The sequence below is a fragment of the Nocardioides sp. B129/18 genome, from assembly GCF_055282735.1.
This window is the reverse complement of record NZ_JBUZJI010000042.1, coordinates 1-14,438: the sequence shown is the minus strand read 5'-3', so window position 1 is coordinate 14,438 and position 14,438 is coordinate 1. Positions and strand designations below refer to the sequence as shown.

The following is a 14,438-nucleotide window of genomic DNA, read 5'->3' as shown; positions in this document are numbered from 1 at the left end:
GCCGCTGGCGTCGCTGAACACCGCGGAGTACGAGGTCGTGGCGCCGGTGCGGCCGATCTGCGCGCGGGCAGGCCGGGGGAGCGGGGTCAGCTGGTGGGCCGCTCCGAGCCCACCACCCACATCGCGAAGAACTGCGAGCCGCCGCCGTAGGCGTGCCCCAGCGCCTTGCGGGCGCCGTCGATCTGGTGCTCGCCGGCCAGGCCGCGCACCTGGAGGGCGGCCTCGCCGAAGCGCAGCATCCCCGAGGCGCCGATCGGGTTGGAGGAGAGCACGCCGCCGGAGCAGTTGACCGGGATCCGTCCGTCCATGGCGGTGGCGCCGGACTCGGTGAGCCGCCAGCCGCCGTGCTCGTCGGCGAAGCCCAGCGACTCCAGCCACATCGGCTCGAACCAGGAGAAGGGCACGTAGATCTCGGCGGCGTCGATCTCGTCGATCGGCGAGGTGATGCCGGCCTGCTTCCACAAGGCGGCGGCGGCGTCGCGGGAGGCCTGCGGGTTCACCTGGTCGCGCTCGGCGGCGGTGGTGGCCTCCGAGCGCATGACGGTGCCGTGGATCCACGCGGGGTTCGGCGAGGCCTTGGCGACGTCCTCGGAGACGATCACCAGGGCGCATGCGCCGTCGGAGGACGGGCAGGTCTCGTCGTAGCGGATCGGGTCCCACAGCATCTGCGAGGCCAGCACCGACTCCACGGTCGTGCCCTCGTTGTGCAGGTGGGCGTAGGGGTTCTTCAGCGCGTTCGTGCGGTCCTTGGCCGCGACGATCGCGCCGATGTGGTTCGGCGCGCCGGAGCGGCGGATGTAGGAGCGCACGTGCGGCGCGAAGTAGCCGCCCGCACCGGCGTGGACGGGCATGTTGAACGGCACGGGCACCGAGAGCGCCCACATCGCGTTGGACTCCGACTGCTTCTCGTAGGCGACGGTGAGCACCTTGCGGTGGACGCCGGCCTGCACCAGCGACGAGGCGACGATGGCCGTCGAGCCGCCCACCGAGCCGGCGGTGTGCACCCGCAGCAGCGGCTTGCCCACGGCGCCGAGCGCCTCGGCGAGGAACAGCTCGGGCATCATCACGCCCTCGAAGAGGTCGGGCGCCTTGCCGACGACGATCGCGTCGATGTCGTCGAGCGTCATGTTCGCGTCGAGCAGGGCCCGGTCGATGGCCTCGCGGCACAGGCCGGCCATCGAGACGTCCTCGCGCTTGGCGCGGTGGTGGGTCTGGCCGATGCCGACGATCGCGGCCGGCTGCTTGCTCATCGGGTGGCTCCTTCGAGGACGCACAGGAGGTTCTGCTGCAGGGCCGGGCCGGAGGTGGCGTGGGCGACGGCCTTGTCGGACTCGCCGGCCCACACGCGGCGGGCCGCCTCGCCGACGCGGATGCCGCCCGCGGAGAACATCGGGTTGCCGGCGAGCGCGCCGCCCGAGGGGTTGACGGCGACGTCGTCGCCCAGGCCGAGCTCGCGGCGCAGGATCAGCTCCTGGTGGCTGAACGGCGCGTGGAGCTCGGCGGTGTCGACGCCGGCGAGGTCGAGCGCCTGCGCCGAGCGGGCCGTCGAGCGGGAGCGGGTGAGGTCGCGCGCGCCGAGGCTCATGGGGTCGACGTGGTGGGAGAGCCCGGTGATCCAGGCCGGACGCTCGCGCACCGCGCGGGCGCGGTCGCCGGCGGCCAGCACGATCGCCGCAGCGCCGTCGGTGACCGGCGCGCAGTCGTGCTTGCGCAGCGGGTCGGCGTACTTCGGACGCTCCAGGAGCGCCTCCACCGACGAGCCGCCCTTGCGGATCGCGTGCTCGTTCTTCTCGGCGTCGGTCAGCGAGCGCTGCACGACCTCGGCCATCGCCTGCTCGTCCCAGAGCCCGGCGTCGATGCCGGCGCGGGCCTGCAGACCCGCGAGCGACACGGTGTCGGGCCACAGCGGCGTCATCGTGTACGGCTCGAGCTGCAGCGCGAGGGTGCGGCGCAGGACGCCGGCCGAGCTCTTGCCGAAGGCGTAGACGAGCGCGGTGTCGACCTCGCCGGTCTGGATCTTCAGCCAGGCCTCGTACATCGCCCAGGCGAGGTCCATCTCGACGTGGGACTCGTTGACCGGGGGGATGACGCCGATGGCGTCGACGGCCTGGACGAACGAGAACGACCGTCCGGCCAGGTAGTCCGAGGAGCCGGAGCACCAGAAGCCGACGTCGGAGCGCGTCCAGCCCGTCTGCTCGTAGCACTCCTCGAACAGGGGGACCAGCAGCTCGACGCAGGTCGGGGACCCGTCGAACTCCTTCATCTGCCGCTGGGCGAACCCGACGACGGCGACGTCACGCATGCGCTGTGCCTCTCTTGGAGCGTCTCAGAGGTGGTGTCGGTAGGACTCGAAGTCCGCGTCCGGCTCGCCGGTGGGCGCGAAGTGGCTGATGTTCTCGATCGTGGTGCCCCACTCCTCGCGCGGCTTCCAGACCGCCTTGACCCGCATGCCCATCCGCACCTGGTCGGCGGGGATGTCGAGGATCAGGTGGAGCACGGCGATGTCGGCGCCGTCGAGCAGCACGTAGGCCGAGACGTAGGGCGGGGTGATGCGCTGGCCCAGGAAGGGCACGTTGACGATGCAGAACGTCGTCACGGTGCCGGTGTCGGAGAGTTCGACCTCGTCGGTGGTGGGGGTGCCGTCGGTGGGGCAGGCCGCGCGCGGGGGCACGTAGACCTTGCCGCAGCTGGGGCAGCGCTGGCCGAGGATGCGGCCCTCGGAGAGGCCCCGGTAGAACGCCGACTCCTCGGGCGAGGCGGCGTAGACGTAGTCGAGGCTGACGGGCGTGACGACGCCGGTGACGGGGTGGTCCTCCAGCAGGCCGCCGCCGGCCGGACGCGGGACGCGCTCGTCGTCGTGCGGCTCGAAGCAGGCGATGTCGGTGATCGCGCCGACGCGCTCCTCGGCCCAGCGCACCCGCACCCGCATGCCGGTGCGCACGTCGTCGGGGGAGGCGACGTCGAGGGCGTGCAGGAAGGGTCGGCTGGCGCCGTCGAGGCGCACCAGCACCCAGGCGAAGGGGCGGTCGAAGGGCTGGGCCTTGACCGGCTCGGGCACCCAGCTCCACGACGTCACCGTGCCGACCGGGGCCACCTCGACGAACTCCGTGGTGGCCTGGTGGGTGACGGGGTCGTACTCGGGCGGCGGGACGACCACCTGGCCGTCGGAGGTGCGGCCGCCGACGACGACGCCGTCGCGCAGGCCGGTGAGGAAGCGGCCGAGGACGGGCCCGGTGGAGCGCGTGTAGTCGAAGGCGACGGTCACCGGTGCCTGGAGGGTTCGCGACATGTCCGCAAAGTAGAACACGTTCTACCCATGAGGCAAGGGCCGTGAGATGGTGGCGGACATGAGACTGGGACTTCAGCTGGGGTACTGGCAGGCGCAGGCCCCGACCAACCACGCCGAGCTCGTGGCCGCGGCCGACGAGAGCGGGTTCGACGCGATCTTCACCGCCGAGGCGTGGGGCTCGGACGCCTTCACCCCGCTCGCGTGGTGGGGCCGGGAGACCCGTCGGGTGCGCCTGGGCACCTCGATCGTGCAGATGTCGGGCCGCACGCCCACCTCCATCGCGATGCACGCCCTGACCCTCGACCACCTCTCCGGGGGCCGGATGGTGCTGGGCATGGGCGTCAGCGGCCCGCAGGTCGTGGAGGGCTGGTACGGCCAGCCGTTCTCCAAGCCGCTGGCCCGCACCCGCGAGGTCGTCTCGATCATCCGCCAGGTGCTCGCCCGCGAGGGCGCGGTCACCAACGACGGCCCGCACTACCCGCTGCCCTACCGCGGCGAGGGCGCCACCGGCCTGGGCAAGCCGCTCAAGCCGATCACCCACCCGCTGCGCGCCGACATCCCGATCTGGCTCGGCGCCGAAGGCCCCAAGAACGTCGCGCAGACCGCCGAGATCGCCGACGGCTGGATCCCGATCTTCTACACGCCGGGCTCCGCCGGCATGTACCAGCCCTGGCTCGACGAGGGCTTCGCGCGACCCGGCGCCCGCCGCACCCGCGCCGACTTCGAGATCGCGGCCACCTGCCACCTCGAGATCGTCCCCGACGCCGCCGCCAAGCAGGCCGCGATCGAGGCGATGAAGCCCTTCGCCGCGCTCTACATGGGCGGCATGGGCGCCAAGGAGGCCAACTTCCACAAGCAGGTCTTCGAGCGCATGGGCTACGAGGCGCTCGCCGCGCAGGTGCAGGAGCTCTACCTCTCCGGCCGCAAGGACGACGCCACCGCGCTCATCCCCGACGAGCTCATCGAGGACATGCACATCATCGGCACCGAGGGCGAGGTCAAGGAGAAGGTCGCCCAGTGGGCCGAGACCGGCGTCACGACCCTCATGCTGAGCCTGCGGACGCCCGCCGAGGTGCACCGGATCGCCGAGCTGCTCGCCTGAGCCGGCCTGACCTCCGCGCGGGCTACTCGCTCTCGAGCGGGTAGCCCCGCGTCCGGAACGCCTCCAGCACGCGGTCGCGCGGCGCCTCGTTGCGCTCGTCGTGCAGCACCCGGCCCGCGGTGCCCTCGACGACGACCTTCCGTCCGTCGAGGTGGACGCCGACGACGTCGGCGCGCGCGATCCGGCGGCGGTCGCGGCGGTGGACGATGACCAGTGCGTCCTCGCCGACCTCCAGGCGCCACTCGTCGTCGAGCACGAAGACTGCGGCCACGGCGCCGCCGACCAGCCCGATCGCGGGTCGCAGCACCCAGCCGAGCCAGCCGTCCACCGAGCCGACGCGCTCGACGAGGTCCTGGAAGGGCAGGAAGGACAGGTCGCCCAGCAGGGCGCTGAGGAGGGGGAGCAGCGAGAGCGCCACCGCGCCTCCGCCGGCGAGCAGCACGTAGGTCCACGCCGCGTCGCTGCGGCTCGATCCGAGATGGTCGACGTCCATGGCCTGACGCTAGGTCGGGCCGGAGCCCGCTCTCCAGGGACCACGGTCGAGACCGTGCTGACGAAAGTAGGGGGCGCGGTGACGCCGTCCCCTCCCTGTGGTGGGGGAGCGCCGAGGTCGACCCGGCACAGTGGGGGCATGACGACGACTCCCGGAGGCAGCATCCGCATCGGCGACCTCGAGGTCTCGCGCCTCGGCTTCGGCGCCATGCAGCTGGCCGGGCCCCACGTGATGGGCCCGCCGAAGGACGTCGAGGAGGCGCGCGCCGTGCTGCGCACCGCCGTCGAGCTGGGCGTCACCCACGTCGACACCAGCGACTTCTACGGCCCGCACCTGGTCAACGAGCTGATCCGCGACACGCTGAGGCCCTATCCCGACGGGCTGCGCATCGTCACCAAGGTCGGCGCGCGCCGCAACGACAAGGGTGACTGGCTTCCGGCCTGGCGTCCCGAGCACCTGCGCGAGGCCGTCCAGGACAACCTGCGCAACCTCGGCGTCGAGGTGCTCGACGTCGTCAACCTGCGCGTCATGCCGCCGAACTCCGAGGGCCAGCGCTTCGCCGACTCCCTCGGGGCGCTCGCGGAGCTGCAGCAGCAGGGGCTGATCCGCCACCTCGGCCTCAGCGAGGTCGACGCCTCCCACCTCGACGCCGCCGCGTCGATCGCCGAGATCGTGTGCGTGCAGAACGAGTACAACCTGGCCCAGCGCCGCGACGACCCGCTCATCGACCGGCTGCAGGCCGAGGGCCGCGTCTACGTGCCGTACTTCCCGCTCGGCGGGTTCACGCCGCTGCAGTCCGCGGTCCTCGACGCCGTCGCCGCGCGCCTGGGCCGCTCGGCGCAGGCCGTCGCGCTGGCGTGGCTGCTCCAGCGCTCGCCGGCGATCGCCGTCATCCCGGGCACCTCCTCGGTGGCGCACCTGCGCGACAACGTCGCAGCCGCCGATCTGGTGCTCGACGAGCCCACGCTGCTGGAGCTGGAGGAGATCGGCGGCTGATCCTGCGGGATCCTTGCCCGGAAATAGAACGCGTTCTAGTGTGCGGGGCGTGACCGACACGCTCCGCACGCCCGCCCACAACGGCCACCTCATGGTCGCGGCGCTCAAGCGCCACGCCGACCGGCCCATCGTCCACCTCGGCGAGGTCACCCTCACCGGGCGGGAGACCTCGGACCGGATCTCCCAGTACGTCCAGGCCTTCGAGCGCCTCGGCGCGGGCCGCGGCGTGGCCGGTGCGCTGCTGGCGCTCAACCGGCCCGAGGTCCTGTTCATCCTCGGCGCCGGGCAGACCCAGGGCTTCCAGCGCACCTCGCTGCACCCGCTCGGCTCGGCGGAGGACCACGCCTACGTCATCAACGACGCCGGCATCAGCGTGCTCGTCGTCGACCCCTACTTCGCCGACCGCGCCGTCGAGCTGCTCGAGCGCTGCCCCGGCCTGACCCAGGTGCTGACGATCGGCCCCGTCCCCGAGCAGCTGGCCGACGTGCGCGCCAGCGTCACCGACCTCACCGAGGTGGCCGCGACCTTCGAGCCCGCGCCGGTGGTCCCGGCGGTGCTCGAGCCCGACCACATCACCTCGATCACCTACACCGGCGGCACGACCGGGAAGCCGAAGGGCGTCGTCGGCACGACCCGCGCGTTCTCGACCATGGCCCAGATCCAGATGGCGGAGTGGGAGTGGCCGGCCGAGCCTCGCTTCCTCATGTGCACGCCGCTCTCGCACGCGGGCGCGGCGTTCTTCGTGCCGGTCGTGCTGCAGGGCGGGACGCTGTTCGTCTCCGCGCGCTTCGACCCCGCCGAGGTGCTGCGCACGATCGAGGAGAAGCGGATCAACTCCCTCATGCTCGTGCCGACGATGCTCTACGCGCTGATGGACCACCCCGACTCGCGCACGCGCGACCTCTCCAGCCTCGAGACCGTCTACTACGGGGCCTCGGCGATCAACCCGGTGCGGCTCAAGGAGGCCATCGAGCGGTTCGGCCCGATCTTCGCCCAGTACTACGGGCAGTCCGAGGCGCCGATGGTGATCACCTACTTCCCCAAGGGCGACCACGTCGACGCCGAGGGGCGCCCGGCCGAGCACCGGCTCACCTCCTGCGGGCGGCCGTCGGCCTACCTGCGCACGGCCCTGCTCGGCGAGGACGGACAGCCCGTCGCGCCCGGCGAGCCCGGCGAGATCTGCGTGGCCGGGCCGTTGCTCTCGGCCGGCTACTGGCGCCTGCCCGAGGCCACGGCCGAGACCTTCCGCGACGGCTGGATGCACACCGGCGACGTCGCACGGGAGGACGAGGACGGCTTCTGGTACATCGTCGACCGCACCAAGGACATGATCGTCACCGGCGGGTTCAACGTCTTCCCGCGCGAGGTCGAGGACGTCGTCGCCGAGCACCCGATGGTCGCGCAGGTCGGCGTCATCGGCACCCCGCACGAGAAGTTCGGCGAGGCCGTCACGGCGATCGTCGTGCTGCGCGAGGACGCCCCGCGCGACGAGGAGTCGATCGCCCGGATGACCGCGGAGATCCAGGAGGCCGTCAAGGAGCGCAAGGGCTCGGTGCAGTCGCCCAAGCAGATCCTCGTCGCCGACTCCCTGCCCCTCACCGGGCTGGGCAAGCCGGACAAGAAGGCGCTGCGCGCGCGGTTCTGGACCGGCGAGCGTGCCGTCGGCTGACGCGGTGCCGCTCAGCCGGTACGCCGCGCTCACCCGCGCGCAGCTCGCGGTGCTCGTCCCGGAGCTGCTGCTGATCGGCCAGCTCATCGACCGCTCCGGCATGGCCTGGTGCATCTCGGCGTTCGGCCGCGAGGAGATGGAGCAGATCGCGATCGAGGAGTGGGCCGGAGCCTCGCCGGTCTACACCCGCCGGATGCAGCGCGCGCTGGGCTACGCGCCCGAGGTGGAGGGCGAGGGCGACGTCGTCACGATCTTCAAGGGTCTGCAGCTCGACATCGGCGCTCCGCCGCAGTTCATGGACTTCCGCTACGAGGTGCGCGACCGCTGGCACGGCGGCTTCCATCTCGACCACTGCGGTGCGCTCATGGACGTCGAGCCGATGGGGCCGGACTACGTCCGCGGCATGTGCCACACCATCGAGGACCCCACCTTCGACGCCACCGCCGTGGCGACGAACCCCCGCGCCCGGGTACGCCCCGTGCACCGGCCTCCGCGGGTCCCGGCCGACCGGGCGCCGCACTGCGCCTGGACCGTCGAGATCGACCCCGCGCATCCGCCGGTGCAGCCGCTCGCCCCCTTCCACGTCGTCAGCCGCTCGCGAGCGGCGACGCTGGGCCTGCCGCCCATCCCGGCGTCCACCGATCCGACCCTCGAGGGCGTCTCCGACTACGCCGGCCCGCTGCTGGCCGACCTCGACCTCGCCGCGTTCTCCCATGCCGCGCTCGTGCGGATCGCCGACGAGGTGTGCCTGCAGATGCACCTGCTCGACCACTCCTTCGTGCTCGCGGTCTCCCAGCGGGCCGTCGACGACGCGCAGGCTCACGAGATCGGCCTCAAGCAGCTGGTCGGAGTCGCGGGCATCGCGGCCGAGCGGCTGCGACGCGCTCTGGGGCTCGGCACGGGCGTGGCCGATGCCCTGGCGGTGCTGGCCGTCCACCCCCTGCTCAACCCGGCCGCCTATGTGCAGGCCGACCTCGACGTCGACCGGCTGCACGTCCGCCCCGGTCCGGCCCACCTCGACGGCGCCTGGATCAGCCGCTGCGGCCCGGGCTCGCCGGAGCCGCTCCAGGCGATCGTGCGCGCCGTCGAGCCCCACCTCGACGTCGAGGTCGAGGGCACCGCGCAGGAGTGGACGGCGCGCGTCGTCGTCCGCGAGGAGCCGGCCGCCGAGGCCGGCGAGGTGGCCGTCACCCGGTTCTCCACGGGCGCGGCGTTCGCGTTCGAGCCGCGGCGCTCGCTCCCGCTGACGGTCCTCTGACCCGGGGTCAGCCGAGGTCGACGCGCGGCACCGCCGCCGCGGCGGGGTCGCGCAGCGCGAACAGCTCGGCGGGCTTGAAGCCGAACGCCGAGGCCACGAACGACGACGGGATCGTGCGGCAGCGGGTGTTCAGCGCCCGGACGTTGCCGTTGTAGAAGCGGCGGGCGGCGGCGATGCGGTCCTCGGTGGTGACCAGCTCGCGCTGCAGCTCGAGGTAGCCCTCGACCGCGCGCAGCTGCGGGTAGGCCTCCATGCGGGCCAGGACGGCGCCCAGCGAGACGCCGAGGGCGTCCTCCACCGGGGCGCGACCGGCCGGCGTGCCGCCGGAGGCCGCCACCGCGCCCTCGCGTGCGGCGATGAGGGTGGCCAGCACGGACGCCTCGTGCGAGGCGTAGCCCTTGACGGTGGCGACGAGGTTCGGGATGAGCTCATGGCGTCGCGTGAGCTCGACGTCGATGCCCGACCACGACTCGGCCACCAGCTGCTGCTGCGCGGCGAACCGGTTGTACATCACCACGACCGACAGCCCGGCCACCACCAGCGCCGCGACGACGAGCCACACCCAGATCACGCCTGCCCACCCCTCAGGTCCTGCCACACGAACTCGGGAACGAGGTCGAGCACGGAGTCCATCATGCTCAGGCGGGCGTCGATGTCGGCGGGGTCGAACTGTCCGCGCTCCACCAGCAGCATGGCGTCGTCCTCCAGGCGCCAGCCGACCTTGGGGAGCTGCAGGAGGTGCTCCATCATCCGCGGGTGCAGCACCGCGGAGGCGAAGCGCCGATCGGGGGAGTTGACGCGGAACGCCCGGTTGAAGTCCTCGGACTCCAGCTCTATGTCGGTGCCGAGCAGGCGTCCGGCGAACCGCTCGAGCACGTTCTCGGGGTCGACGAGGAGACCTGGCGTGCGCACGCCGAGGTCGACCGCGTAGACGGCGAACCGGTAGGTGGTCGTCGAGCGGTCCGACCCCGCCCCGCTGCTCTCCTCGTACTGGTAGTCGAAGATCGTGACCGGACGTCCCTCGTGGCTGCCCCGCAGGACGTGATGGGCCTGGCGCCCGGAGCCGCGGCCGAACGGCGGCCCGGAGTACCGGCGCACCAGCTCGCGATCACGGACGACGTAGGTCCAGCCGCGCGCGGCGGCGAAGCGCTGCAGGGCCTCGCGGCGACGCTTCTCAGCGACGATGGCGAGCACGAGGAAGGCCAGGAAGAGCACCCCGACGACCGTGATCACGAGACCGAACACGCCCCCAGCATGCCGGTGCCGGGAGCGGCCTGACTACGCGGGGCGCAGCTGGTTCAGCACCGCGACCATCGCGTCGACCTCGGCGGTGTGCGGGTCGGCCTTGGTCACCGGCCCGTAGATCAGCGTCACCCACAGCTCGTCGTCGGCGATCAGGTTCCCGACGACGGCGTCGTAGGCCGGGCTCGCCTCAGGGTGGTGCTCGACGCAGACGAAGGCCCCGATCCGCGGCACCTCCGCGGGATCGCCGTCGCAGCTCTGCACCCGGGCGGCCGTCAGGCCATCGCGCAGGTCGTCGAGGTCCTCCGCTGCGCTGTGCTCGATCCGCTGGACGCCGATCGACCCGCCGCGCCCGCTCTCGAAGGTGCACCCCTGGTCGTCGCGGTCGGTCAGCCGCCAGCCGCCGGCGAGCGCACGGTCCAACGCGCCCGTGCTGAGCAGGCACGGGCCCAGGCCGCGGGCGGTCGGCGGCCGGCTGCTGTACGTGCGGTCGGCGGCGTTGGGCTCGGTCGAGGCGCTGGTCGACGGGCTGGTCGACGGGCTGGTCGTCGGGCTGGTCGACGGGCTGGTCGTCGGGCTGGTCGAGCCCGATGCGTCGGCGTCGGAGGAGCCGCAGGCGGCCAGGAGCAGGGGAGCAGGGAGGCAGAGGGCGGCCAGCAGCGCCCGCGCCCGAGAACGGCGTCCGGTCATGGACGCAGAACCTAGAGGATCGGCGCGGTCAGCGTCCCTCGAAGCGCGGCGCGCGCTTCTCCAGGAACGCGCGCGGGCCCTCCTTGGCGTCGGCGGAGGAGAACACGGCGGCGCCGATGCGGGCGTCGTCGGCCCAGCAGTCGTCCTCGTGCTTGCCCTCGGACTCCCGCATGGTGCGCAGGATCGCCTGCACGGCGAGCGGTCCGTTCGCGGCGATGCGGTCGGCGATCTCGCGGGCCTTGGTCAGCGCCTCGCCGTCGGGTACGACGTGGCCGATGAGGCCGAGCTCCTTGGCCTCCGGGGCGTCGAGGGTGCGGCCGGTGAGCAGCAGCTCGGCGGCGACGGTGTAGGGGATCTGGCGGGGGAGCCGCACCGCGGAGCCGCCCATCGGGTAAAGGCTCCAGCGGGCCTCCGCGACGCCGAAGCGCGCCGAGGCGCCGGCGACGCGGATGTCGGTGCCCTGCAGGATCTCGGTGCCGCCCGCGATGGCCGGGCCCTCGACCGCGGCGATCAGCGGCTTGGTGAGGCGGAACCCCTTGAGCAGGCCCTTGATGGTCGTCGGGTCGTAGGAGCCGTCCTCGAAGGACTCCGACGGCGGCTTCTCGTTCGCGGTCTTGAGGTCCATGCCGGCGCAGAAGTAGCCGCCGGCGCCGGTGAGGATGCAGACCCGGATCTCGGGATCCTCGTTCACCCGGTCCCAGGCCGACTCCATGATCCGCAGCATGTCCGAGGACAGGGCGTTGCGGCGGTGGGGGCGGTTCATGGTGACGACGAGGACGTGGCCGTCCTGCTCGACGAGGCAGTCGGGGCCGGTGGTCTCAGGCGCGGCGGCGGTCATGGCCGTGATGCTAGCCACAAACGAGAACGTGTTCTAGTCTTGCCGCCGTGGCCCTCAACATCGCCGATCTCTTCGAACACGCGGTCGACGCCGCGCCGGACAAGCCCGCCGTCAAGGTCGGCCCTCGCACCGTCACCTTCGCCGAGCTCGAGGCGGACGCCAACCGGCTCGCCCACCACCTGCAGGCGCAGGGCGTCGGTGCGGGCGACCACGTGGCCGTCTACGCCAAGAACTCCATCGAGCACGTCGTCGCGGTGCTGGCGATCTGCAAGGTGCGCGCGGTCAACATCAACGTCAACTACCGCTACGTCGAGAGCGAGCTGGACTACCTCTTCGACAACGCCGACGTCGTCGCGCTGATCGTCGAGCGCACCTACGCCCCGCTCGTCGCCCGCACCTTCCCGAAGCACGAGCGGCTGCGCAGCGTGGTCGTCATGCCCGACGTGCTCGAGCCCGACGACGCCTCCGACGTCTCGGCGTTCGACGGCGTGCTCTGGGACGACGCCCTCGGCGCCCAGAGCGCGGAGCGCGACTTCGGCCCGCGCAGCCCCGACGACCTCCACATCATCTACACCGGAGGCACCACCGGGTTCCCCAAGGGCGTCATGTGGCGTCACGAGGACTTCTGGCGGGTGCTCGGCGGCGGCATCGACTTCATGACCGGCCAGCTCCTCGAGGAGCACGACCAGTCGGCGCAGGCTGCCCAGGACGGGCGGATGGTCACCTTCCCGCTCAGCCCGCTCATGCACGGCGGCGCTCAGGCCGGCCTGCTCATGCACCTGTTCGCGGGCCACCTCACGATCCTCGAGCCCAAGTTCGACCCCGTGCGCACCTGGGAGATCATCGAGGCCGACGGCGTCCAGCTGATCTTCATGACCGGCGACGCCATGGCCCGCCCGCTCATCGAGGCCTACGAGGCCAAGGCCGAGACCGGCACGCCGTACGAGTGCCCGAACCTGCTGGCCATCTCCAGCAGCGCCGCGATCTTCAGCCCGCCGGTCAAGGAGCGCTGGATGAGGGCGTTCCCGAACTCCTTCTTCACCGACTCCATCGGCGCCTCGGAGACCGGCTTCCAGGGCACGGGCCTGCAGGACGCCAACAACATCTCCACCGACGGGCCCGTCGTCGCCCTCGGGCCGCACGTGGTGGTGCTCGACGAGGACAACCGCCCGCTCGACGTCGCCAGCAGCGTCGGCAAGGTCGGCCGGCTGGCTCGCGGCGGGCACGTGCCGGTGGGCTACTACAAGGACGAGCGGAAGTCCGCCGAGACCTTCCTCGTCATCGACGGCGCGCGGTACTCCGTGCCCGGCGACTTCGCCCGCATCGAGACCGACGGCCGCGTCACCATGCTCGGCCGCGGCTCGAACTGCGTGAACACCGGCGGGGAGAAGGTCTTCCCCGAGGAGGTCGAGATGGCGATCAAGCGCCACCCGGCCGTCTACGACGTGCTCGTCGTCGGGCTGCCCGACGAGCGGTACGGCCAGGCCGTCACCGCCGTCGTCGAGCTGCGCGAGGGCGACGCGCTCGAGCTGGAGGACCTGCGCTCCTTCCTGCGCGAGCACCTCTCGGGCTACAAGCTCCCGCGCCAGCTCGCGATCGTCCCCCAGATCCCGCGCAACGCCACCGGCAAGGCGCAGTACCCCCGGGCCAAGGAGCTGGCCCTCGAATCCCTCTCGACTGGAGTCTGAGTCATGCGCACCCCCATCTGCGACCTGTTCGGCATCGAGTACCCGATCATCGCCTTCACCCCCTCCGAGCACGTCGCCGCGGCGGTCTCGCGCGCCGGCGGCCTCGGCGTGCTCGGCTGCGTCCGCTTCAACGACGTCGAGGAGCTCGATCGCACGCTGACCTGGATGGACGAGAACACCGACGGCCGGCCGTACGGCACCGACGTCGTCATGCCGATGAAGGTGCCCACCGAGGGCACCTCCACCGACCTCTCGGCCTACATCCCCGAGGACCACCGCCGCTTCGTCGACGAGACCCTCCTCAAGCTCGGCGTCCCGCCGCTGCCCGAGGGCGAGGGCCGCGACGGCGTCCTCGGCTGGCTGCACTCCGTGGCGCGCTCCCACGTCGACGTGGCGCTGCAGCACCGCACGGTGTTCATGGCCAACGCCCTGGGCAGCCCGCCGGTCGACGTCATCGAGAAGTGCCACGCGCAGGGCGTCAAGGTCGGCGCCCTGGCCGGAGCCGCCAAGCACGCCCAGAGCCACGTCGCCAACGGCGTCGACATCATCATCGCCCAGGGCTACGAGGCCGGCGGTCACACCGGCGAGATCGCCTCGATGGTGCTCACCCCCGAGGTCGTCGACGCCGTCGGCCCCGACGTCCCGGTGCTCGGCGCCGGCGGCATCGGCTCGGGCCGTCAGATCGCGGCCTCGCTCGCGCTGGGCGCGCAGGGCGTGTGGATGGGCTCGATCTGGCTGGGCACCGAGGAGTACCGCAACCTCGCCAGCAACCAGGGCTGGGAGACCGCGTTCCTGCGCGCCACCTCCAGCGACACCGTGCGCACCCGCATCTACACCGGCAAGCCCGCGCGCCTGCTCAAGACCAGGTGGACCGAGGCCTGGGCCGAGGAGGGCGCCCCCGCGCCGCTGCCGATGCCGCTGCAGAACCTGCTGGTGGCCGACGCCCACAACCGCATCAACGCCTCCGGCGACCCCGACGTGATCTCGATGCCGATCGGCCAGATCGTCGGCCGGATGAACGAGGTGCGTCCCGTCGCCGACGTCGTGGCCGACCTCGTCACCGAGTTCGGCGAGGCGGTCGCGGCGCTGAACAAGGTCAACGTCTGAGACGACCCTCCCCGGGCCGGGCACCAATCTAGGCGACGACACGCCGACCGCCCGTGCAGGCTCGCC

General features: G+C 72.3%; 14 protein-coding genes. 6 read left to right on the top strand and 8 right to left on the bottom strand.

Features of this window, described 5'->3' with window-relative positions:
• Positions 1–86 precede the first annotated feature (86 nt).
• The 3 genes from ACZDWJ_RS19125 to ACZDWJ_RS19115 are packed head-to-tail and all read right to left on the bottom strand — an operon-like array spanning position 87 to position 3,289.
• Complete coding sequence (locus ACZDWJ_RS19125) at positions 87–1,250, bottom strand: thiolase domain-containing protein (RefSeq protein ID WP_463523677.1); 1,164 nt, start codon at positions 1,248–1,250, stop codon at positions 87–89.
• Positions 1,247–2,302 carry a thiolase domain-containing protein gene (locus ACZDWJ_RS19120; protein ID WP_463523675.1) on the bottom strand — a complete coding sequence of 352 codons (1,056 nt, stop codon included), beginning with the start codon at positions 2,300–2,302 and terminating at the stop codon, positions 1,247–1,249. The genes ACZDWJ_RS19125 and ACZDWJ_RS19120 overlap by 4 nt, the downstream gene beginning before the upstream one ends.
• A 24-nt stretch (positions 2,303–2,326) precedes the next feature.
• Positions 2,327–3,289, bottom strand: coding sequence for a Zn-ribbon domain-containing OB-fold protein (locus ACZDWJ_RS19115; RefSeq protein ID WP_463523673.1), 963 nt, complete (start codon positions 3,287–3,289; stop codon positions 2,327–2,329).
• Positions 3,290–3,347: 58 nt separating this feature from the next.
• Between ACZDWJ_RS19115 and ACZDWJ_RS19110 the strand changes: the two genes are divergently transcribed.
• Entirely contained in the window at positions 3,348–4,391 is a 1,044-nt protein-coding gene (locus ACZDWJ_RS19110; protein WP_463523671.1) for an LLM class F420-dependent oxidoreductase, read from the top strand.
• Positions 4,392–4,413: 22 nt separating this feature from the next.
• On the opposite strand, the gene ACZDWJ_RS19105 is transcribed toward ACZDWJ_RS19110, so the two are convergent.
• Positions 4,414–4,884, bottom strand: coding sequence for a YqeB family protein (locus ACZDWJ_RS19105; protein WP_463523669.1), 471 nt, complete (start codon positions 4,882–4,884; stop codon positions 4,414–4,416).
• A 138-nt stretch (positions 4,885–5,022) separates the two neighbouring features.
• On the opposite strand from ACZDWJ_RS19105, the gene ACZDWJ_RS19100 reads away from it, so the two are divergent.
• From ACZDWJ_RS19100 to ACZDWJ_RS19090, 3 genes are read left to right on the top strand one after another with little or no spacing between them, the layout of a single operon-like run.
• Positions 5,023–5,880 (top strand): oxidoreductase, encoded by an 858-nt coding sequence (locus ACZDWJ_RS19100; RefSeq protein WP_463523667.1) that lies wholly within the window; start codon positions 5,023–5,025, stop codon positions 5,878–5,880.
• A 49-nt stretch (positions 5,881–5,929) separates the two neighbouring features.
• Entirely contained in the window at positions 5,930–7,549 is a 1,620-nt protein-coding gene (gene fadD8, locus ACZDWJ_RS19095) for a fatty-acid--CoA ligase FadD8 (protein ID WP_463523665.1), read from the top strand.
• Between the two features lie 4 nt (positions 7,550–7,553).
• Positions 7,554–8,807: a hypothetical protein gene (locus ACZDWJ_RS19090; RefSeq protein WP_463523663.1), complete on the top strand. Its 1,254-nt coding sequence runs from the start codon at positions 7,554–7,556 to the stop codon at positions 8,805–8,807.
• 7 nt (positions 8,808–8,814) lie between these two features.
• Here the strand turns inward: ACZDWJ_RS19090 and ACZDWJ_RS19085 are convergent, their stop codons facing one another.
• Genes ACZDWJ_RS19085 through ACZDWJ_RS19070 form a run of 4 tightly spaced genes read right to left on the bottom strand, consistent with a single transcriptional unit; the run spans position 8,815 to position 11,577 of the window.
• A complete protein-coding gene (locus ACZDWJ_RS19085) occupies positions 8,815–9,378 on the bottom strand; it encodes a LemA family protein (RefSeq protein WP_463523661.1) in 564 nt (187 codons plus the stop codon).
• A complete protein-coding gene (locus tag ACZDWJ_RS19080) occupies positions 9,375–10,052 on the bottom strand; it encodes a DUF3137 domain-containing protein (RefSeq protein WP_463523659.1) in 678 nt (225 codons plus the stop codon). The genes ACZDWJ_RS19085 and ACZDWJ_RS19080 overlap by 4 nt, the downstream gene beginning before the upstream one ends.
• 33 nt (positions 10,053–10,085) lie before the next feature.
• Positions 10,086–10,739, bottom strand: a complete 654-nt coding sequence (locus ACZDWJ_RS19075; RefSeq protein WP_463523657.1) for a hypothetical protein — start codon at positions 10,737–10,739, stop codon at positions 10,086–10,088.
• A gap of 28 nt (positions 10,740–10,767) precedes the next feature.
• The gene (locus ACZDWJ_RS19070; RefSeq protein ID WP_463523655.1) at positions 10,768–11,577 is read right to left on the bottom strand and encodes a crotonase/enoyl-CoA hydratase family protein; all 810 of its coding nucleotides are present in this window, start codon (positions 11,575–11,577) and stop codon (positions 10,768–10,770) included.
• A gap of 47 nt (positions 11,578–11,624) precedes the next feature.
• Between ACZDWJ_RS19070 and ACZDWJ_RS19065 the strand changes: the two genes are divergently transcribed.
• Positions 11,625–13,265 carry an acyl-CoA synthetase gene (locus ACZDWJ_RS19065; RefSeq protein ID WP_463523653.1) on the top strand — a complete coding sequence of 547 codons (1,641 nt, stop codon included), beginning with the start codon at positions 11,625–11,627 and terminating at the stop codon, positions 13,263–13,265.
• A 3-nt stretch (positions 13,266–13,268) separates the two neighbouring features.
• Positions 13,269–14,372, top strand: coding sequence for an NAD(P)H-dependent flavin oxidoreductase (locus ACZDWJ_RS19060; protein ID WP_463523651.1), 1,104 nt, complete (start codon positions 13,269–13,271; stop codon positions 14,370–14,372).
• Positions 14,373–14,438 lie beyond the last annotated feature (66 nt).